We start from the raw sequence: 18,371 nt of genomic DNA on the forward strand, positions 1-18,371 counted from the left end.
CAGCGATTACTTGAGCTCGACTTCGGCGCCAGCTGCTTCCAGCTTGCCTTTGATGTCTTCTGCTTCGGCCTTGTCGACGCCTTCTTTGACAGCTTTGCCGCCGGCTTCGACCAGGTCTTTTGCTTCTTTGAGGCCCAGGCCGGTGATGCCGCGGACTTCTTTGATGACGTTGATTTTTGCCGCACCGGCAGAAACCAGGATCACGTCGAACTCGGTTTGCTCTTCAGCAGCTGCACCGCCAGCGTCGCCGCCAGCAGCCATCATCACGGCGCCGCCAGCGGCGGGCTCGATGCCATACTCGTCTTTGAGGATGGTTTTCAGTTCTTGTGCTTCGAGAAGGGTCAGACCAACGATCTCTTCAGCCAGTTTTTTCAGATCAGCCATTATACTGTTTCCGTTCTATTAAGTTGTGTTCCAACGCGTAAGTATCAACCCCACGAAGGTATCTCCCGAGGATTAAGCGGCTGCTTTTTCCTCGATGGTGCTGAGAATGCTTGCCAAGTTCGAGGCAGGTGCGCCAATCGCGCCGGCAATGTTCGAAGCAGGGGCACCGATGCAACCCACGATAGAAGCAATAAGCTCATCACGGCTTGGCATGGCGGCCACGGCTTTGACACCAGCGACATCCAACGCGTTATCGCCCATAGCCCCGCCAAGGATAACGAGCTTTTCGTTGTCCTTGGAATAGTCGTGCACCACTTTCGCGGCGGCAACCGGGTCTTCTGAATAGGCGAGAACGGTCATACCCGTCAGGTAGGATGCAATGCTCTCGCACGGCTTACCTTCAAGGGCGATTTTGGCGAGCCTGTTCTTGGCGACGCGTACAGACCCACCAGCTTCGCGCATACGCGCACGCAGGTCTTGCATCTCGGCAACCGTGATACCTTCGTAGTGGCTAACCACTACGACGCCAGAGCTTTCAAAGATTTGGCCGAGTTCGTCGACCAGTTTCTCTTTTTGTGCTCTATCCACAGTTTCACTCCAATTGTGGAAGGTTACCCTTCCGGCTCAGTCTACCGGATTACTCCGGCGGTTGGGTCCATCGTAAACGGGACGCCCGAACCGCCTGGAGTTTGCACCCACAGTCAATCTGGTCTGATCCCGTCTCAGGCAGGAATTAAAGGGGTTTGAAGCCCCAACCCGCCATCTCGGACGAAACGCAAAAGAGCGCGTGACGAATCGCGCGCTCTAGAGCATGAGGCTACGTAGTCCCCCGAGACCGAAATGCCAAGCCCGAAGCGTCTGCTTTTTTCACTTTTCTTCAAGTTTTCCGCGCAACGCCGATCAATCCACCGTGATCACGGAAAAAGGGCGAACCATATGGTCCGCCCTGATCCAAATTCGCGCATGCAAGGCCAAAGCGGCCCGCCGCTTAGTTGCCAGTCGCGTTCTCGACCGAGACGCTGACACCCGGGCCCATAGTCGAAGACACAACGATCTTCTTCATGTAGGTGCCCTTGGCGCCAGCAGGCTTGTTCTTGGACACCGCACCCACGAAGGCGCGCACGTTCTCGGTCAGTTGGTCTTCGGTGAACGAGGCCTTGCCGATACCAGCGTGAACAACGCCGGCTTTCTCGACCTTGAACTGAACTTCGCCGCCCTTTGCTGCTTCCACGGCTGCTTTCACGTCCATGGTCACGGTGCCGACTTTGGGGTTCGGCATCAGGTTGCGGGGGCCAAGCACTTTACCCAGACGACCGACGATGGGCATCATGTCCGGTGTCGCGATGCAACGATCGAACTCGATCTTGCCGGACTGGACGGTTTCCATCAGGTCTTCCGCTCCGACGATGTCGGCGCCAGCAGCTTTCGCTTCTTCCGCTTTCTCGTCGCGGGCAAAAACAGCCACGCGGACAGTTTTGCCGGTGCCGTTCGGCAGCGACACGACGCCACGGACCATCTGGTCGGCGTGACGCGGGTCGACGCCCAGGTTCATCGCGATCTCGACGGTTTCGTCGAACTTGGCTTTGGCGTTGTTCTTGACCAGAGCAACAGCCTCTTCCACCGTAACTTCGCGCTTGCCAGCGAATTGCTCACGAGCGGCGGTGGTGCGTTTTCCGTATTTAGCCATTACTTCACCTCAATGCCCATGGAGCGGGCAGAGCCCAGAATGATCAGCATCGCAGCCTCGATGTCGTTCGCGTTCAGATCTTTCATTTTCGTCTCGGCGATCTCGCGCACCTGCTTGGTGGTCACGTGACCAACCACTTCACGCGAAGGGGTTTTTGCGCCGGATTTCAACTTCGCAGCTTTCTTCAGGAGGTAGGCCGCCGGTGGCGTCTTGATGTCCATCGAGAAGGACTTGTCCTGATAGTAGGTAATCACGGTCGGGCAAGGCGCACCTGGCTCCAGATCCTGCGTCTTGGCGTTGAACGCCTTGCAGAATTCCATGATGTTGATGCCGCGTTGACCCAATGCGGGGCCTACGGGCGGGGATGGGTTGGCTTGACCTGCAGGAACCTGCAGCTTCATCGTGCCAGCGATTTTCTTGGCCATTGGCCTTCTCCTTTTAGAACGCCCCGGAACGCGTTTCCGGGGTCAGGTTGTCCGTGGTCCGGTGCCCGCACGCGTGCGCGCCGCCTCCCACGCGATGCACATCAGGTCGTCTTGGTGACCTGTGTGAATTCCAGTTCGACCGGTGTCGCCCGGCCAAAGATCGAGACAGTCACCTTCAGGCGCTGGTTCTCGTCGTCTACTTCCTCGACCTGCCCCGAGAAGCCCTCGAACGGACCGTCGGTCACGTTCACGTTCTCGCCGATGTCGAACACGATGGTCGAGCGCGGAGCTTCGGCCCCCTCTTCGACACGGCCCAGAATGGCTTGCACCTCGGCGTCGCGCATCGGCATCGGCTTGCCTTGCGGGCCAAGGAAGCCGGTCACGCGGTTGATCGAGTTAATCAGATGATACCCGCGATCCGACATTTCCATATGCACCAGCACGTAGCCCGGCATGAAACGGCGCTCTGCGGTCACTTTCTTGTTGCGGCGGATCTCGATGACTTCTTCGGTCGGAACCAGAACCTCGTCAATCTCGTCCTGAAGGCCGTTTTCTTCGACAGCCGCGCGAATTTGCTCCGCGATCCGCTTCTCGAAGTTGGACAGCACTGATACCGAATACCACCGTTTTGCCATCTTGCCTGCGCCTCTATCTGTTCCGGCATTGCCGGTAAGTTCCAATGCTTTCAGCAGGTTACACCGGAATCACCAGTGACATTTGCCGAAACGAAAACAGCGCGCATCTCGAATCGATACGCGCCATGTGTTCGTGTTGAGCGCTGGACTACGCCGCAAGCGCCCGAGATTCAAGGGGTTGGAAGGCAATTAAACGACATGCAGGCCTCAACCGTTGGCGCGCGCAAGCGCTTGCTCAAGGTCGTAAATCAAATCGCCGGAGTCCTCGATGCCGATCGACAGACGCAGCAGGCGGGGATGCACGGGAAACCCCTCCCCCGATACGGTCTTGCGATGCTCGATCAGGCTTTCGACACCGCCCAGCGACGTCGCGGGATAAAACACATCGCAAAAGCGGCTGACGTCAATCGCGGTCTGCTCCGTCCCCGTCACGATCACAGACATCATCCCGCCAAACTGGCCGCCCGTCTGCCGCTTGGCGACCGCGTGGCCCGGGTCGGACGGAAGACCCGGATACAGCACTTTTTCAACATGCGGATGCCCGTCGAAATGCTTGGCCATAGCCATGGCATTCTGACACGACCGCTCCACCCGCAAGAACAGCGTGCGCATCCCGCGGATCAGCAGCCACGCATCGAACGAATGCAACACGGAGCCGTGCAGCGTCCGTATCTTGCAAATCTCGTCCCAATACGCGCCGGTTTCGCGCACGGACAATACCCCGGCGGTCACGTCCGAATGGCCGTTCAGATATTTGGTGGCGGAGTGGAACGAGATATCCGCCCCAAAATCCAACGCCCGCGTCAGGTTTGGCGGCGTGCCCGTGCAATCCGTTATCAGCTTGGCCCCCGCTTCATGCGCAATGTCGGCGGCAGCGGCTATGTCGGTGACCGCCCAGTCCGGGTTGTTGGGCGTCTCGACCCAGACCAGCTGCGTCTCGCCGGGGCGCACAGCCGCTGCCATCTCGTCAAGATCACCCGCGGTGTAGTAGGACACCTTGATCCGCCCGTTGGCCTCATACCTCTGAATCTGCGCCAGAACGCCGTGATACATCACCTTGGGTGCAACGACATGCGCCCCCGTAGGCAGGTGTTCGATCACCGCCGTGCAGGCGGACATGCCCGATGCGAACAGCAGCGACTCGCGCGCGCCTTCCAGTTCGGCAATCACCGCCTCGGCCTGCGCCGTGGTCTGGCTGCCATCCCGACGATACCAGTATGGTTTGCGAACCTCGTAATTCTCGTCACGCGCGTAGGTGGCCGTCGGCTGGATGGAGGGGGTAACCGCGCCGGTCTCGGCCTCCACGAAATGTAGCGCTTGCGCCACACGGGTTGCAAGGGACGGGGTACGGTTGCTTTTGTCAGTCATGAGGATCACGTCTCAGCGGGAAAGTTCACAGGTGATCTGACGCGAAAACGGTCCACATCACCAGCGCTTTCTGAGCGCAAACCGCGCGAGTCGTCTCTCTAGAACAGGCCGAAGACGCTGTTCAGGCCGGTGCGAATACCGATATCCACCAGCGAGAAGAAGATGGCGGTGATCGTCGCCATGATGAACACCATAACGGTTGTCAGCATAACTTCACGGCGTGTCGGCCAGACGACCTTGGCGACCTCTGCGCGGACCTGCTGGATAAACTGTGCTGGATTCGTGCGTGCCATGATCGGACCCTTGGTTGTAACTAGACGGTCAACTACGTCTCCTTGCCCCTGTTTGCAAGGGGGCAGCGACGTTTAGTCTTCCTCGCGCAGGCGGGCAAACTGGTCGACCACCATCTGCATATAAGGCGTTCCGTCGGGGTGCGAGCCGTCCAGCACCTCATCCACCTGCGAGACGTGCCCTTTCACCTTCGTGTCGATCAACACCACCGGCGCGCCCACCTGCTGCGCACGCGCAGTCCCAAGCTGCGCATTGCTCAAAGCAATAATGCGATCCTGTGGCCCGTGAAACATCAGGCAAGGCGGGCCGTCCTGCTCAAGCCGCCAAGGCTGCACGATGGCAGAGCTGATCGCCACAACCGTATCCGGACGCGACACGCGGCGCATCCAAGGCTTCGGTGGATAGGCCAGCGCCAGTCCGGCAATACCACCCGCTGACACGCCCAACACGCCTACTTTCCGTGACGCGATACCAAAGCACTCCCCCTCGACCCACAGGTATTCGATGGCGTGCGACATATCCTCCATCGCCGCGATGAAGGCTGCCCCGTAAAGATTCGGCGACAGGTTCAGACCGACTTTCGCGGTCCGGACCATCTGCGCCTCGATATGCGCTACATCTTCCTGCGAAAACGCATCAAGACCCGTGCGCAGACGGTAGCTTATCGACGCCATAGCGAAGCCGGCCTCGGTCAGCTTCAACGCGAAATGCCCCGTTTCAACATGCGCTTTATGCCCACGCCGGAAACCGCCGCCATGCGCATAGATCACGCAGGCATCCGCTTTAAGGTTGTCAGGCAGGTAAAGGTCAAACGCCAGATCGTGCCGGGGGTCGTATACAATGTCGGACAGGCACTTCATGTTGGCCGACACGACCCCTTACGCGAACAGTCTAAATGGCAGGGGCTGAGGGACTCGAACCCACGACCCTCGGTTTTGGAGACCGATGCTCTACCAACTGAGCTAAGCCCCTGCACTTAAGATGCGGTGTTATAAAAGCCGCGATAGCTTTGCAAGCTATCATCTGCACATGGGTCAAGTTTTGGGGGGGCCGGGAAGGCTACCCTAGGCCAGCAACCCTCAACGCATCAATGTCCGCGCCGCAGATCGCGGCCTCGCTGCGCAGGATCTGCTCAATAGGCCAGTCCCACCAAGCAATATCCAGCAAGGCCTGCACCGTTTCCGCGTCGAACCGCATCCGCACAAGGCGGGCGGGATTACCTGCGTAGATCGCATAATCCGGCACCGCTCCCGCCACCACACTCCCCGCGCCGATAATCGCGCCGGAGCCAATACGCACCCCCGGCAATATCCGCGCGCCCTGCCCGATCCAGACGTCATTCCCGATTACCGTATCCGGCCCGGGTGCAGGCATCGAAGGACGCCCATCCCTATCGCCCCCGAACACGGCAAATGGAAAGCTGGAGAACCCGTCATGGCGGTGGTTGGCCGACGACGTGATAAACGTCACCCCATCCGCGATCTGGCAGAACTTACCGATCACCAGACGCTCTGGCGAGAACTCGTAGAGATACGGGGCAAGATGGGTGGCCCAATCGTCAGGAGGTTTATGTGCGCTGGCATAACTGTAGTCGCCCACAGCGATGCGCGGGTGCTTCAGGACCGGTTTCAGGAAAACCGTTCCCGAATGCGCCGAGCCATCCGGCAGGACAATCGGAAACCGTATCGAAGGTTTCGGGAAATCGTCGGACATAAAAACGGCCTTTGTGGGTCTGGATTAAACTCTAAACCAGATTGCAGCTCTGCCCGCCACCCTGCCATACGTTTTGCCGACACTTTGCCGACGCCTTGCAGACCGCTATTTTAGACCCTTTCAAGCAAAAAGGCCGCCCCCTTCGGGACGGCCTTTTCTATTCACTAACCCTGAGCGGGTGACAGATTACTCCGTAATCTTGGAAACCACGCCAGCACCAACAGTGCGGCCGCCTTCGCGGATCGCGAAGCGGAGGCCTTGCTCCATCGCGATCGGCGCGATCAGCTCGACGTCGAACTTCAGGTTGTCGCCCGGCATAACCATTTCCGTGCCGGCTGGCAGGTTCACGGTGCCGGTCACGTCCGTCGTGCGGAAGTAGAACTGCGGACGGTAGTTCGCGAAGAACGGCGTGTGACGGCCACCCTCTTCCTTGGTGAGGATATACGCCTCGGCCTCGAACTTGGTGTGCGGGTTCACGGAGCCCGGCTTACACAGAACCTGACCACGCTCGACGCCGTCACGGTCGATGCCGCGCAGCAGGACGCCCACGTTGTCGCCAGCTTCACCGCGATCCAGCAGCTTGCGGAACATTTCCACGCCGGTACAGGTGGTTTTCGCGGTGTCGCGGATGCCCACGATGGACAGCTCGTCGCCTACGTTAACCACACCGCGCTCGATGCGGCCGGTCACAACCGTGCCACGGCCGGAGATCGAGAACACGTCCTCGATCGGCAGCAGGAACGGCTGGTCGACAGCACGCTCTGGCGTCGGGATGTACTCGTCGACAGCGGCCATCAGCTTGCGGATCGACTCTTCGCCGATTTCCGGGTCGCGGCCTTCCAGCGCGGCCAGAGCCGAGCCGGGGATCACGGGAATGTCGTCGCCGGGGTACTCGTAGGAGGACAGCAGCTCGCGGATCTCCATTTCAACCAGCTCAAGCAGCTCGTCGTCGTCAACCTGGTCAACTTTGTTCATGTAGACGACCATCTTCGGGATGCCGACCTGGCGGCCCAGCAGGATATGCTCGCGGGTCTGGGGCATCGGGCCGTCAGCGGCGTTCACAACCAGGATCGCGCCGTCCATCTGCGCCGCGCCAGTGATCATGTTCTTGACGTAGTCGGCGTGGCCGGGGCAGTCGACGTGTGCGTAGTGGCGGGTCTCGGTCTCGTACTCGACGTGGGCGGTCGAGATCGTGATGCCACGGGCTTTCTCTTCCGGCGCGCCGTCGATCTGGTCATACGCTTTGAAATCGCCGAAATACTTCGTGATTGCTGCTGTCAGCGTGGTCTTGCCGTGGTCAACATGGCCAATCGTGCCGATGTTAACGTGCGGTTTAGAGCGTTCAAACTTTTCCTTAGCCATAGCTTTTGGGCGCCTCAAAATTGGGGGGGCCCACCCGGCCCCGTTTCACTTCGCGCGCTACCTAGGCAGGATCGCAGGAAAAATCAAGCGTCAGTTGGACGTGTCTTGGCCTGCATTTCCTGCCTTGGCCGCTTCGTCCTGCTTCGCTTTTGCGGCTAACGCCTGAAGATCGTCTTTTTCCGACGCTTTCTTGGCCTCCGCATCAACGTCTTGCCCGAACAGATCGCCATTCGCGACAAGCCAGCGCTCGACCGCTTTGGCAAACTGTGCGGCCAGATTCTCCATCTGCTGCTCTTTGTCATTGAAGAAGCCGGAACCCACGAAGGTCTCGCCATCCAACTGTTCAAGGATGATCATCTGCTTTGACCGATCTTCCAACCGCGTCTTGGTGGCGCTGTCCCAGATATGCACCGTCATGCTCATCGCGGAGCGTGGTGCCAGCGCCAGACGCCCGCCCTTTGTCGCAAGGATATAGCCGTCGAGACTGTAGCTGATGTGATAAAGCTTTTCGCCCTCATAGCGGCGGAACCGCTTGTCGATCGCAGCCTCCAGCACCTTCTCCCACTCTGCCGCCGTGGCAGTGCGCGAAACACCCATCTTTTTGGCCTGATCCGTCACCGCAACATTCAGGTCCAGCCGGAAATCACCCAGCGGCACTTGCTCTTCGGTATCCGGGTCCGGCACCGCGCAGGCAGACAGAAGCAGCACGGTGGACAAGGCAACAAGAATGGCGCGCATGTGTTGTATCCCCATAAGTTGAGTCCCGACTGGATAACGGAGCCGCGCCAAGGGTGCAATCATACGCCGCGTTGCCGTGGCTCGAAGAGCGCATATATTGAAAGGCATGAAAGACACAGCCCCCGCATATCCGCCCCGCGTCAAGCTCGTCACCGAGAAGTGGGGCATCTTGCAGTCTCTCCGGGCGGCACAGCGGAACCTCATTGAAATCATTCCCGAAATCGCGCTGCACCAGCCTATCGTCACCGGCAAGATGGGCAAGCCTTGGCACATGGTCATGGACCCCGACGCGATCCGCCGCATCCTGCGCGACAGGCTGGACGATTACCCCAAGTCCGACGTGACCAAGAACATCCTGCGCCCCGCCATCGGCGACAGCCTGTTTGTGGCCGAGGGCGCGCATTGGCGCTGGCAGCGGCGTGCGGCGGCGCCTGTGTTCTCGCACCGCAACGTGGCCAGCCTCGCGCCCATCATGAGTGCCGCCGCGGAGCGGTCTTGCGCGCGCATCGACGCGCATGTGGGGCGGGCGGCGGATATGTATTCGGAAATGGTGACGTCGACCTTCGAAGTGATCTCTGACGTCACGTTTTCGGGCGACGAAGGCTTTGACCGCGAGGCTATCCACAAGGCGATTGACGGCTATATCGACAGCACTGCAAAGGTATCTTTGTTTGATGTCTTGGGGCTTCCGACATGGATTCCACGGCCCGGACGGATGATGTCATCGGGCGGCATGAAGGCGATGAAATCCATGGCAGACGGGGTTATCGACAGCCGCAAGGAAAAGGCCGAGGGCGAGGTCATGGACCTTCTCGACCTGCTCATGGCGGGTGAAGACCCTGAAACCAAACGGAAAATGAATACATCCGAGCTGCGGGACAACCTGCTGACATTCATCGTCGCGGGGCACGAGACGACGGCGCTTACTCTGGCGTGGGCGCTGTATCTCTGCGCCTTCGACGAAGACGTGCAGACCCGTGCGCGGGAGGAGGCACAGGAGGTGCTGAAAGGACGGACGGCGACGGAGGCGGACTTGGAACATCTGCCCTATGTGCGTCAAATCATTGACGAAACCCTGCGTCTCTACCCGCCTGCGGCGTTCCTGTCGCGCACGGCTCAGGTGCAGGATGAGTTGTGCGGACGCCCCATCGCGCCGGGCGATACTGTGATGCTGCCGGTTTACGCGCTCCATCGGTCGCGGCTGCTGTGGGACGACCCGGATGCCTTTGACCCTGAACGATTTTCCAAGGACAAGAAAGTCGACCGCTTCGCCTATCTGCCGTTCGGAGACGGGCCACGCATCTGTATCGGGATGAGTTTCGCAGTGCAGGAAGCGGTGATCATACTGGCCACGATCCTGTCCCGGTTCAAATTCACGCGGGTGGAGGGTAAGGACCCCTACCCCGTTTTGATCCTGACTCTAAGACCCGAAGGCGGGGTCTGGCTGAACGTCGAGCGGGCCGATTGAGACGCAAGATTTTGTACACGGCGTATGGCTTGTACAGAATTTCCTCCACTTGGTACATAATCCACTGCGCAGGCAGGCAATTGTTGAGCGATATGACTGGCCCGGAAACATCTGCGCGGAGCGGCTCGCGCATTCGGCTTCGCCCGGATTCGGATGATGTTCCCTGAGAGAAATAAGACACGAGCTTGGAACAACCACAGAAGTTTAACGTTTTTTCTTCAATCGCAATTAGGAAAGGAAATGACATGACACGCTTTACTTCTCTCGCGTTGGCTCTTGGCTTGGCAGCGGCTCCGGCGCTGGCGGAAACGCACATGGATACCGAAAATCTGATCAGAACACGCGACATCACCGGTGGTGACATCTACACGCTGAACGGCCCGATGGACGAAGACACTTGGGGCAACTGGGAAGCGGATGGCGTTGGTCCTGACTGGAACGATATCGGTGAAATCGAAGACATCATTCTTGACCGCAGCGGTCAGATGGTCGGAATCGTTGCCGAAGTCGGCGGCTTTCTCGACATTGGTGACAAGCACGTCCTAATTCCAATTGAAGACATGCGTCTGACACCGGTCGACGACAAGACCTACGCCGTTGTGACACGCAAGACCGAGGAACAGCTCGAAGAGATGGAATCGGTCGACGAAGGCTGGTGGAACTAATCGCCAGTTCTTGATCTGACATATTGGAGGGGCTCGCTTGGGCCCCTCTTTGCTAGTGGGCGCGGCTCCATATCAGCGCCTAGGATAACCCTCCTGAAGCCATTCCGACTCAGTCGAATTTGTAGTTCTTCGGGAATCCATATGGCGGACGTTTGCCAACGCCCGCACGCTTACCTAGCCACTCGGTCAGGTCGGGCTCATGGCGGGTTTTGCCGCCGCCCATGCCCCATGTCAGGCCGTCCTCCCACGCGAAGGTGGTCAGGTCTGACAGGCCGCCGTCTAGCTCCAGCGAGCCCTGCTTGCCACGCGCCATGTTGTATTTCTGAAGCCGCACGCCTTTGCCGCGGCCCATTTCGGGAAGCTCGGACGCGGGGAAGACCAGAAACTTTCCATTCTGACTGACGATGGCGACGTGGTCGCCGGTGACAGGGCGGCAGACGACGGCGCGGGCGTCGTCCTTGACGTTGAGCACCTGTTTGCCGCTGCGGGTCTGGGCGACGACCTCGTCCTCGGGGACGACGAAACCGTTGCCCTCTGATGACGCGACCAGCAGTTTGCGGCCCGGTGTGTGGATGAACATATCCACGATCTCCGCCTCGTTGGGCAGATCGACCATCAGGCGCAAAGGCTCGCCCATGCCGCGACCGCCGGGCAGGTTGGCGGCCAGCACGGTGTAGAAGCGACCGTTCGAGCCGAAGACCAGCAACTTGTCGGTGGTCTCGGCGTGGAAGATGAAGCGGCCCTCATCGCCGTCCTTGAACTTCAGTTCGCGGGTCAGGTCGATATGACCGGTCATGGCGCGGACCCAGCCCATCTTGGAGCACACGATCGTCACCGGCTCGCGGTCGATCATGGCCTCCATCGGAACTTCCGCGATTTCGGTCGCCTCGGCAAACTGGGTGCGACGGGCGCCGCCTTCGCTGTCCTTGCCGAACTGCTTGCGCACGTCGCGCAGCTGTTCAGTGATTTTTTTCCATTGCAGGTCTTCGCTGTCGAGCAGGTCTTCGAGACCGGCGCGCTCGACCATCAATTCGTCCCGTTCGCGCTTCAACTCCATCTCTTCGAGACGGCGCAAGCTGCGCAGGCGCATGTTGAGGATGGCGTCAGCTTGAACCTCTGTCAGCGACGGCTCGCCGGTGCGGGAGGTCGGGCCGACATAGTCTTTCTCATCCATCGCACGCGGATGGTCTTTACCCCAATCCTCGAACATCAGGCCGGATTTGGGGTCGTCGTCGTAGCGGATAATGTCGATCACGCGATCAAGGTTGAGGAAGGCGAGAATGAAACCTTCCAAGACCTCCAAACGGTGGTCGATCTTTTCCAGACGATGCTTCGAGCGGCGCTGCAACACCTCGCGGCGGTGGTCGAGGAAGGCGCGCAAAACTTCCTTGAGCGAGCAGACCTTGGGCGTGCGCCCGTCGATCAGCACGTTCATGTTGAGCGAGAACCGCACCTCCAGATCGGAGTTGCGGAACATCATGCCCATCAGCACCTCGGGGTCGACATTCTTCGAGCGCGGCTCCAGCACGATGCGGATGTCTTCGGCGCTCTCATCACGAATATCGGCGAGGATCGGGACTTTCTTGGTCTGGATTACTTCGGCGATCTTCTCGATCAGCTTGGACTTCTGGACCTGATACGGGATCTCGGTGACGACGATCTGCCAGACGCCACGGCCCAGATCCTCGACCTCCCATTTGGAGCGCAAGCGGAAAGAGCCGCGCCCGGTGCGGTAGGCCTCAAAGATGTTTTCGCCCGGCTCGACAATGGTGCCGCCGGTCGGAAAGTCCGGTCCGGGGACGTGGTCGAGCAGGGTTTCGTCGCGGGCGTTCGGAGCCTTGATCAGGTGGATGCAGGCGTTGATCAGCTCGTCGATATTGTGGGGCGGGATGTTCGTGGCCATGCCCACCGCGATACCGCTGGAGCCATTCGCCAACAGGTTGGGGAAGGTCGCGGGCAGGACGGCGGGCTCTTCGAGCGTGCCGTCGTAGTTGGAGCGAAAATCGACCGCGTTCTCGTTGAGACCTTCCAGCAGCGCCTCGGCCACGGCGGTCATGCGGGCTTCGGTGTAACGGGCGGCGGCGGGGTTGTCGCCGTCGATATTGCCGAAGTTCCCCTGCCCGTCGACCAGCGGATAGCGGACGTTGAAATCCTGCGCCAGACGCGCCATCGCGTCATAGATCGCGGCGTCGCCATGGGGGTGGTAGTTGCCCATCACGTCGCCGGAAATCTTCGCCGATTTGCGGAAGCCGCCGTTCGAGGCCAGCTTCAGCTCCCGCATGGCATAGAGGATTCGGCGGTGGACCGGCTTCAACCCGTCGCGCGCATCGGGCAGGGCGCGGTGCATAATAGTGGACAACGCATAGGTCAGATAGCGCTCGCCGATTGCGCGGCGAAGCGGTTCGAGCAGCTCAGGTGGCTCCATCTGGGGGATGTCGGCGTTGTCGGACATAGATGCTGTGTAGCGTCCCATGTGGGGAGCGTAAAGCGGCGAGATGCACGGACGGGGGAGGAAATGGGTACGTTTCCCCATGGTCGATTTGTGATAGAATGCGACAAAAGAATTTGAACACCGTGGGGAATTGTTGATGTTTAAGTGGGTGGTCGGCCTTTGTGCCGGTTTGTATCTGATTTTGTTGACCATGGGCGAGCCTTCGCCCGAAGAATTGGCCGCACGCGAAAGCCGCGCGGAACGACACGTTACACGCAGCGCAAGCGTGGTAAGCGACGCGCCCGTGGTGGCAGAGGTCGAAGAGCCGGAAGTGGTCGCTGCCCCTGCCGTCGTCGAGACCATCGAATCCCCTGTTCTTGTGTCTGCCACGACCGACACCACGCCCCCCGCCGCGCCGGAACCTGTCGCCGCGCAAACCATTGCGGCACCTGCCCCCGCTGCCACCGACATTCGCCGCGTGACGGGACGGCGGGTGAACCTGCGGGCGGGGCCTTCCACCACGACCGCGATACTGGGCCGCGCGGTGCGCGACGATACGGCGGAGGTGATCGAGTTGCTGCCGTCCGGCTGGGCCAAGGTCTATATTCTGGACACTGGACTGGAAGCCTACATCTCTGCGCAATTTCTGAGCGACGCGGGGTAGCGGCGGCGCGTTGCATCGGGTAGCGCTTGGCGCATGACACGCAAATCCATTCTCATCACCGGCTGTTCCTCTGGCATCGGCTACGACGCGGCCCACGCGCTGCACAAACGCGGCTGGCGGGTATTCGCCACCTGCCGCAAGCAGGAAGACTGTGACCGGCTGACCCGCGAGGGGTTGGAAAGTTTCCTGCTGGATCAAAGCGATACGGACTCGATGAGCGCCGCCATCGAAGAGGTGCTGACCCGCACCGGCGGCACTCTGGACGCGCTTTTCAACAACGCGGCTTTCGGCTTTCCGGCGGCAGTTGAGGACGTGCCGACGGACGCGCTGCGTTCGATCTTCGAAACCAACCTGTTCGGCTACCATGATCTGACGCGGCAAGTGATCCCGATCATGCGGGCGCAGGGTCACGGGCGCATCCTGAATTGTTCCTCCGTTCTGGGCTTCGTCGCGCTCAGGTTCCGCGGGGCGTATAACAGCACCAAATTCGCGATGGAGGGGCTGACCGATACCCTGCGCATCGAGATGCGGGGCAGCGGGATCGACGTGATCCTGATCCAGCCGGGGCCGATCACGTCGAAGCTGCGGGAAAATTCGATCCCGCATTTCGAAAAATGGATCGACTGGCGATCCTCGGCCCGCAAGGCGGAGTACGAGCAAAAGGTGCTGACACGGCTCTACGAGGAGCGTGGGCCGGACACGTTCGAGCTGCCAGCCTCGGCAGTAAGCGACAAGGTCTGGCAAGCGTTGACAGACACCAACCCACGAGCCCGCTACAAGATCACCAAGCCGACATATTTGATGGCAGTATTCAAGCGCCTGTTGCCGACGCGCATGCTGGACTGGCTGATTGACCGCATGTAATTCGGGTTCGCTTTTCGTGTATGCTCCGCTAGATGCAACTAAAACCATTGCAACCTACGGGGGCTGACCCATGGCCGACGATCCGCTTTTCATTGTAGTCGCAGTCGCGTGTATCGCGGTGCTGATCATCCTGCTGATCGGCATTGGCGGCTTCGCCAAAGGGGGCGAGTTCAACCGCAAACACGCCAACCGCATCATGCGCTACCGCATCGGTGCGCAATTTATCGCGGTGATCCTGATACTTGTTTTTGTCTTTTTCCGGCGCATGGGAGGCGCATGACTAAATGGTCGTTCTGAACAAAATCTACACCAAAACCGGCGACGCGGGCGAGACCGCTTTGGGCAACGGTACGCGGGTGGCCAAACATTCGTCACGGGTCAATGCCTATGGCACAGTGGACGAAGCGAACGCGACCGTGGGATTAGCCCGCCAGCACGCGGAGGGCGACATGGACGCGCAACTGGCGATGATCCAGAACGACCTGTTCGACCTTGGCGCGGACCTGTGCCGGCCCGATATGGAAAAAGATGCGGATGCCGAATACCCGCCGCTGCGCATGGCGGCGGCACAAGTGTCGCGGCTGGAATCCGAGATCGACGCGATGAACGCGGCGTTGGAGCCGCTGCGGTCCTTCATCCTGCCCGGTGGTTCGGCTCTCGCCGCTCAACTGCACTTATGCCGCACCGTGTCACGCCGCGCGGAGCGGCTGACCGTGGAGCTTGCTACGATGGAATCAGTCAATCCGGACGCGGTGAAATACCTCAACCGGCTGTCGGACTGGTTCTTCGTCGCGTCGCGCATCGCCAATAATGACGGCAAGGACGACGTGCTTTGGGTGCCGGGGGCAAATCGCTAGCGCAAACATCTTGCGTTTGTGAAATTTTTACGTCTTTTTTCACCAACGCGGCGTCACAGATGGGCCTCGTGTCGATTTTAGCCTGTTTTCCGAGGCTTGTGTCCGGTATCTCGGAAAGTGGAATTACAACGTGCCTATGTCGGGCACTGATCTAGGGAGATACCGCTGATGAAGGTCCTCGTACCCGTCAAACGCGTGATCGACTATAACGTGAAAGTTCGTGTGAAAGCGGACGGGAGCGGCGTCGATCTTGCAAACGTCAAAATGTCCATGAACCCGTTCGACGAAATCGCCGTTGAGCAGGCGATCCGCCTGAAAGAGGCCGGAAAAGCCGACGAGGTCGTGGCGGTCTCCATTGGCGTTAAGCAAAGTCAGGAAACGCTGCGCACGGCGCTGGCGATGGGCGCGGACCGCGCGATCCTGATCGTGGCTGCCGATGACGTGCATAACGATATCGAGCCGCTGGCGGTTGCAAAACTGCTAAAAGCGGTTGTCGACGAAGAGCAGCCCGGTCTGGTGATCTGCGGCAAGCAGGCGATCGACAACGACATGAACGCGACCGGCCAGATGCTGGCCGCACTTCTAGGCTGGAGCCAAGCGACCTTCGCGTCCGAGTTGGACATTGACGGCGACAAGGCTGTTGTGACCCGCGAAGTGGATGGCGGCTTGCAGACGATCAAGGTCAACATGCCGACCGTCGTGACCGCTGACCTGCGCCTGAACGAACCGCGTTACGCCTCGCTGCCTAACATCATGAAGGCGAAGAAAAAGCCTTTGGACGAGAAGACACCGGCCGATTACGGCGTGGATGTCGGCAACCGGCTTGAAATCGTCAAGACGGCAGAGCCCGAGACCCGCAAGGCGGGCATCAAGGTCGCCTCGGTCGAGGAACTGGTGACGAAACTCAAAGACGAAGCGGGGGTCCTCTGATGGCTGTTCTACTTCTTGCAGAAATCACCGACGGTCAGTTGTCCATGGACGCCACCGCGAAAACTGTGACTGCGGCCAAGCCATTGGGCGACATCACCGTGCTGTGCGTAGGTGCCACCTGCGCCGCCGCCGCCGAGGAAGCCGCGACGATCGAAGGTGTGTCCAAGGTGCTGTGCGCAGAGCACGATCTTTATGGCCACCGCCTTGCAGAGCCTGCCGCCGATCTGGTGGTGAGCCTTGCCGGTGACTATTCGCACATCCTGGCCCCAGCGACCACGGACGCGAAGAACCTGATGCCCCGCATCGCAGCGCTGCTGGACGTGATGGTGATCTCCGACATCACCGCCGTGATCGACGCCGACACGTTCGAGCGTCCGATCTATGCAGGCAACGCTTTGCAGACAGTCAAATCCGCTGATGCCACGAAGGTCATCTCGGTGCGTGGCTCCGTGTTTGACGCGGCGGCCACGGGTGGGTCTGCTTCGGTCGAGAATATCGGCGCGGCTGCGGATCCGGGACTGTCGTCGTGGGTCGAAGATAAAGTCGCCGAGTCCGACCGTCCGGAACTGACTTCCGCAGGCGTTGTCGTATCCGGCGGGCGCGGCGTTGGCTCGGAAGAAGACTTCGCGCTGATTGAGAAGCTGGCCGACAAACTGGGCGCCGCCGTTGGCGCGTCCCGTGCGGCTGTCGACAGCGGCTACGCCCCGAACGACTGGCAGGTTGGCCAGACGGGCAAGGTCGTGGCACCGGACCTGTATATCGCGGTCGGCATTTCCGGCGCGATCCAGCACTTGGCCGGGATGAAGGATTCCAAGATCATCGTCGCGATCAACAAGGACGAGGAAGCGCCTATCTTCCAAGTCGCCGATTACGGCTTGGTTGCAGACTTGTTCGACGCGGTTCCGAAACTGATCGACGCGCTGTAAGTTTTTGATATTGGGAAAGGCCCGCTTTTGGCGGGCCTTTTTCGTTTCTGTTACAAGGCTTTAAGCAGGCGGTCCGCGATTTTGACATGCGCCGAGGGGCCGATCATTTCCTGCGCAGCAGGCAATTCCATCGCGCTGTAGAGCATTCCGTCCAGCTTACCGCGCTCTGCCGCGATGTCGACCTCGACAATCTCATCCACCATCCTTTCAAGCCTGCCGACCAAAGGCGCATCCAGGAACAAAGGTTCCGGCCCCAGATCGGCATTCGAGAATATCGCGGGCTGCGGTTCGCGCAGCCATAGGAGGATGCGCCGTCCGTCAATCTGGCGCAGCATCAGGTCCATCCGCGCAAGCCATGCAGACCGCAATTCCATCTCGATTGCAGCGAAGCGTTGCGGCGATATCGCCTTCAGCGTCTTCAGCATGTGCCGCGTAAAAGAAAATTCGGTAAAGTCCACGTCGCGGTAGATGGATTTCAGCAAGGTCGACGCCTTGAGAAACCTGTCATTGCGCCGCGCGTGCACGGTGTAGAACCGGTTCGACATATTCTGCGCGCCCATCACCTGAATGACAGTTGCTTGCGACCGGCTGCACAGGCCCATCAGGGACGGATCATGCACGAACGCATCAACGCCCGCATTCACCGCACTGAAATTGGCACAGGGAATTCCCTTTGCATCCTCGATCAGCTCGACAAATGGTTTTTCCACGAACTTGCCGTAGGTTTCGCTGCCACCAATGAAGGAGATATAGTCTTTCTTCAGGCTCCGCCTTGGTCCGCGGAACAAAAGTTTCGACTGACCGTAGCGACATTGGTTGTAGTTCAAAGGACTCACGTCCACTTTTTCGTAGGCCATTGCCCCACCTCTATTTCGACTCACCCAAAGACAAGTTCGCAGTCGGGGATTGCTAAAAAGCTAAAGTGTTAATTTCTGTAAACTTTTAGGTTTCATGCCGCTCTTG

General features: G+C 59.6%; 21 protein-coding genes and 1 tRNA gene. 8 read left to right on the forward strand and 14 right to left on the reverse strand.

Features of this window, described 5'->3' with window-relative positions; genetic code table 11:
* Window positions 1–6: 6 nt before the first annotated feature.
* The 12 genes from rplL to THALAR_RS12765 all read right to left on the reverse strand — a co-directional run bounded on the left by rplL (window position 7) and on the right by THALAR_RS12765 (window position 8,603).
* Window positions 7–384, reverse strand: a complete 378-nt coding sequence (gene rplL / locus THALAR_RS12710; RefSeq protein WP_021101978.1) for a 50S ribosomal protein L7/L12 — start codon at window positions 382–384, stop codon at window positions 7–9.
* A gap of 72 nt (window positions 385–456) precedes the next feature.
* On the reverse strand, window positions 457–972 hold the full coding sequence (gene rplJ / locus THALAR_RS12715; RefSeq protein ID WP_021101979.1) for a 50S ribosomal protein L10: 516 nt from the start codon (window positions 970–972) through the stop codon (window positions 457–459).
* A 400-nt stretch (window positions 973–1,372) separates the two neighbouring features.
* The gene (rplA, locus tag THALAR_RS12720; RefSeq protein ID WP_021101980.1) at window positions 1,373–2,071 is read right to left on the reverse strand and encodes a 50S ribosomal protein L1; all 699 of its coding nucleotides are present in this window, start codon (window positions 2,069–2,071) and stop codon (window positions 1,373–1,375) included.
* Window positions 2,071–2,496 (reverse strand): 50S ribosomal protein L11, encoded by a 426-nt coding sequence (gene rplK / locus THALAR_RS12725; protein WP_021101981.1) that lies wholly within the window; start codon window positions 2,494–2,496, stop codon window positions 2,071–2,073. The genes rplA and rplK overlap by 1 nt, the downstream gene beginning before the upstream one ends.
* A gap of 101 nt (window positions 2,497–2,597) precedes the next feature.
* Window positions 2,598–3,131 (reverse strand): transcription termination/antitermination protein NusG, encoded by a 534-nt coding sequence (gene nusG / locus THALAR_RS12730; protein WP_021101982.1) that lies wholly within the window; start codon window positions 3,129–3,131, stop codon window positions 2,598–2,600.
* 207 nt (window positions 3,132–3,338) lie between these two features.
* A complete protein-coding gene (locus THALAR_RS12735) occupies window positions 3,339–4,499 on the reverse strand; it encodes a trans-sulfuration enzyme family protein (protein WP_021101983.1) in 1,161 nt (386 codons plus the stop codon).
* 98 nt (window positions 4,500–4,597) lie between these two features.
* On the reverse strand, window positions 4,598–4,792 hold the full coding sequence (secE, locus tag THALAR_RS12740; RefSeq protein ID WP_021101984.1) for a preprotein translocase subunit SecE: 195 nt from the start codon (window positions 4,790–4,792) through the stop codon (window positions 4,598–4,600).
* Between the two features lie 72 nt (window positions 4,793–4,864).
* Window positions 4,865–5,650, reverse strand: a complete 786-nt coding sequence (locus THALAR_RS12745; protein ID WP_040818725.1) for an alpha/beta hydrolase — start codon at window positions 5,648–5,650, stop codon at window positions 4,865–4,867.
* Between the two features lie 36 nt (window positions 5,651–5,686).
* Window positions 5,687–5,762 (reverse strand) — tRNA-Trp (locus THALAR_RS12750).
* Between the two features lie 87 nt (window positions 5,763–5,849).
* A complete protein-coding gene (locus THALAR_RS12755; protein WP_021101986.1) occupies window positions 5,850–6,503 on the reverse strand; it encodes a CatB-related O-acetyltransferase in 654 nt (217 codons plus the stop codon).
* A gap of 186 nt (window positions 6,504–6,689) precedes the next feature.
* Window positions 6,690–7,865: an elongation factor Tu gene (tuf, locus tag THALAR_RS12760; protein WP_021101970.1), complete on the reverse strand. Its 1,176-nt coding sequence runs from the start codon at window positions 7,863–7,865 to the stop codon at window positions 6,690–6,692.
* Between the two features lie 90 nt (window positions 7,866–7,955).
* Window positions 7,956–8,603 carry a hypothetical protein gene (locus THALAR_RS12765; RefSeq protein ID WP_021101987.1) on the reverse strand — a complete coding sequence of 216 codons (648 nt, stop codon included), beginning with the start codon at window positions 8,601–8,603 and terminating at the stop codon, window positions 7,956–7,958.
* A 106-nt stretch (window positions 8,604–8,709) separates the two neighbouring features.
* Here THALAR_RS12765 and THALAR_RS12770 point away from each other — a divergent pair, with 106 nt between their 5' ends.
* Together THALAR_RS12770 and THALAR_RS12775 are read left to right on the forward strand one after the other, a co-directional pair.
* A complete protein-coding gene (locus THALAR_RS12770) occupies window positions 8,710–10,071 on the forward strand; it encodes a cytochrome P450 (protein WP_040818727.1) in 1,362 nt (453 codons plus the stop codon).
* Between the two features lie 245 nt (window positions 10,072–10,316).
* The gene (locus THALAR_RS12775; RefSeq protein ID WP_021101989.1) at window positions 10,317–10,736 is read left to right on the forward strand and encodes a PRC-barrel domain-containing protein; all 420 of its coding nucleotides are present in this window, start codon (window positions 10,317–10,319) and stop codon (window positions 10,734–10,736) included.
* 109 nt (window positions 10,737–10,845) lie between these two features.
* On the opposite strand, the gene THALAR_RS12780 is transcribed toward THALAR_RS12775, so the two are convergent.
* Window positions 10,846–13,188 (reverse strand): DNA topoisomerase IV subunit A, encoded by a 2,343-nt coding sequence (locus tag THALAR_RS12780; RefSeq protein ID WP_021101990.1) that lies wholly within the window; start codon window positions 13,186–13,188, stop codon window positions 10,846–10,848.
* A gap of 136 nt (window positions 13,189–13,324) precedes the next feature.
* On the opposite strand from THALAR_RS12780, the gene THALAR_RS12785 reads away from it, so the two are divergent.
* The 6 genes from THALAR_RS12785 to THALAR_RS12810 all read left to right on the forward strand — a co-directional run bounded on the left by THALAR_RS12785 (window position 13,325) and on the right by THALAR_RS12810 (window position 17,408).
* Complete coding sequence (locus tag THALAR_RS12785) at window positions 13,325–13,831, forward strand: SH3 domain-containing protein (RefSeq protein ID WP_021101991.1); 507 nt, start codon at window positions 13,325–13,327, stop codon at window positions 13,829–13,831.
* A 33-nt stretch (window positions 13,832–13,864) separates the two neighbouring features.
* Complete coding sequence (locus THALAR_RS12790; protein ID WP_021101992.1) at window positions 13,865–14,695, forward strand: SDR family NAD(P)-dependent oxidoreductase; 831 nt, start codon at window positions 13,865–13,867, stop codon at window positions 14,693–14,695.
* A gap of 70 nt (window positions 14,696–14,765) precedes the next feature.
* Entirely contained in the window at window positions 14,766–14,975 is a 210-nt protein-coding gene (locus THALAR_RS12795; RefSeq protein ID WP_021101993.1) for a twin transmembrane helix small protein, read from the forward strand.
* Window positions 14,976–14,979: 4 nt separating this feature from the next.
* Window positions 14,980–15,552 (forward strand): cob(I)yrinic acid a,c-diamide adenosyltransferase, encoded by a 573-nt coding sequence (locus THALAR_RS12800; protein WP_021101994.1) that lies wholly within the window; start codon window positions 14,980–14,982, stop codon window positions 15,550–15,552.
* Between the two features lie 168 nt (window positions 15,553–15,720).
* A complete protein-coding gene (locus THALAR_RS12805; RefSeq protein ID WP_021101995.1) occupies window positions 15,721–16,482 on the forward strand; it encodes an electron transfer flavoprotein subunit beta/FixA family protein in 762 nt (253 codons plus the stop codon).
* Window positions 16,482–17,408, forward strand: a complete 927-nt coding sequence (locus tag THALAR_RS12810; RefSeq protein WP_021101996.1) for an electron transfer flavoprotein subunit alpha/FixB family protein — start codon at window positions 16,482–16,484, stop codon at window positions 17,406–17,408. Before THALAR_RS12805 ends, THALAR_RS12810 begins: the two co-directional genes overlap by 1 nt.
* Window positions 17,409–17,458: 50 nt before the next feature.
* On the opposite strand, the gene THALAR_RS12815 is transcribed toward THALAR_RS12810, so the two are convergent.
* On the reverse strand, window positions 17,459–18,265 hold the full coding sequence (locus THALAR_RS12815; RefSeq protein ID WP_021101997.1) for a DUF6473 family protein: 807 nt from the start codon (window positions 18,263–18,265) through the stop codon (window positions 17,459–17,461).
* Window positions 18,266–18,371 lie beyond the last annotated feature (106 nt).

This window comes from Litoreibacter arenae DSM 19593, from assembly GCF_000442275.2.
In the GTDB taxonomy this organism is placed as follows: domain Bacteria; phylum Pseudomonadota; class Alphaproteobacteria; order Rhodobacterales; family Rhodobacteraceae; genus Litoreibacter; species Litoreibacter arenae.

Excerpts from the sequence above, each read along its gene's own strand:
- rplL (WP_021101978.1), bottom strand. The coding sequence starts at position 384 with ATGGCTGATCTGAAAAAACTGGCTGAAGAGATCGTTGGTCTGACCCTT.
- rplA (WP_021101980.1), bottom strand. The coding sequence starts at position 2,071 with ATGGCTAAATACGGAAAACGCACCACCGCCGCTCGTGAGCAATTCGCT.
- rplK (WP_021101981.1), bottom strand. The coding sequence starts at position 2,496 with ATGGCCAAGAAAATCGCTGGCACGATGAAGCTGCAGGTTCCTGCAGGT.
- nusG (WP_021101982.1), bottom strand. The coding sequence starts at position 3,131 with ATGGCAAAACGGTGGTATTCGGTATCAGTGCTGTCCAACTTCGAGAAG.
- THALAR_RS12735 (WP_021101983.1), bottom strand. The coding sequence starts at position 4,499 with ATGACTGACAAAAGCAACCGTACCCCGTCCCTTGCAACCCGTGTGGCG.
- secE (WP_021101984.1), bottom strand. The coding sequence starts at position 4,792 with ATGGCACGCACGAATCCAGCACAGTTTATCCAGCAGGTCCGCGCAGAG.
- THALAR_RS12745 (WP_040818725.1), bottom strand. The coding sequence starts at position 5,650 with ATGAAGTGCCTGTCCGACATTGTATACGACCCCCGGCACGATCTGGCG.
- THALAR_RS12755 (WP_021101986.1), bottom strand. The coding sequence starts at position 6,503 with ATGTCCGACGATTTCCCGAAACCTTCGATACGGTTTCCGATTGTCCTG.
- tuf (WP_021101970.1), bottom strand. The coding sequence starts at position 7,865 with ATGGCTAAGGAAAAGTTTGAACGCTCTAAACCGCACGTTAACATCGGC.
- THALAR_RS12765 (WP_021101987.1), bottom strand. The coding sequence starts at position 8,603 with ATGCGCGCCATTCTTGTTGCCTTGTCCACCGTGCTGCTTCTGTCTGCC.
- THALAR_RS12770 (WP_040818727.1), top strand. The coding sequence starts at position 8,710 with ATGAAAGACACAGCCCCCGCATATCCGCCCCGCGTCAAGCTCGTCACC.
- THALAR_RS12775 (WP_021101989.1), top strand. The coding sequence starts at position 10,317 with ATGACACGCTTTACTTCTCTCGCGTTGGCTCTTGGCTTGGCAGCGGCT.
- THALAR_RS12780 (WP_021101990.1), bottom strand. The coding sequence starts at position 13,188 with ATGTCCGACAACGCCGACATCCCCCAGATGGAGCCACCTGAGCTGCTC.
- THALAR_RS12785 (WP_021101991.1), top strand. The coding sequence starts at position 13,325 with ATGTTTAAGTGGGTGGTCGGCCTTTGTGCCGGTTTGTATCTGATTTTG.
- THALAR_RS12790 (WP_021101992.1), top strand. The coding sequence starts at position 13,865 with ATGACACGCAAATCCATTCTCATCACCGGCTGTTCCTCTGGCATCGGC.
- THALAR_RS12795 (WP_021101993.1), top strand. The coding sequence starts at position 14,766 with ATGGCCGACGATCCGCTTTTCATTGTAGTCGCAGTCGCGTGTATCGCG.
- THALAR_RS12800 (WP_021101994.1), top strand. The coding sequence starts at position 14,980 with ATGGTCGTTCTGAACAAAATCTACACCAAAACCGGCGACGCGGGCGAG.
- THALAR_RS12805 (WP_021101995.1), top strand. The coding sequence starts at position 15,721 with ATGAAGGTCCTCGTACCCGTCAAACGCGTGATCGACTATAACGTGAAA.
- THALAR_RS12810 (WP_021101996.1), top strand. The coding sequence starts at position 16,482 with ATGGCTGTTCTACTTCTTGCAGAAATCACCGACGGTCAGTTGTCCATG.
- THALAR_RS12815 (WP_021101997.1), bottom strand. The coding sequence starts at position 18,265 with ATGGCCTACGAAAAAGTGGACGTGAGTCCTTTGAACTACAACCAATGT.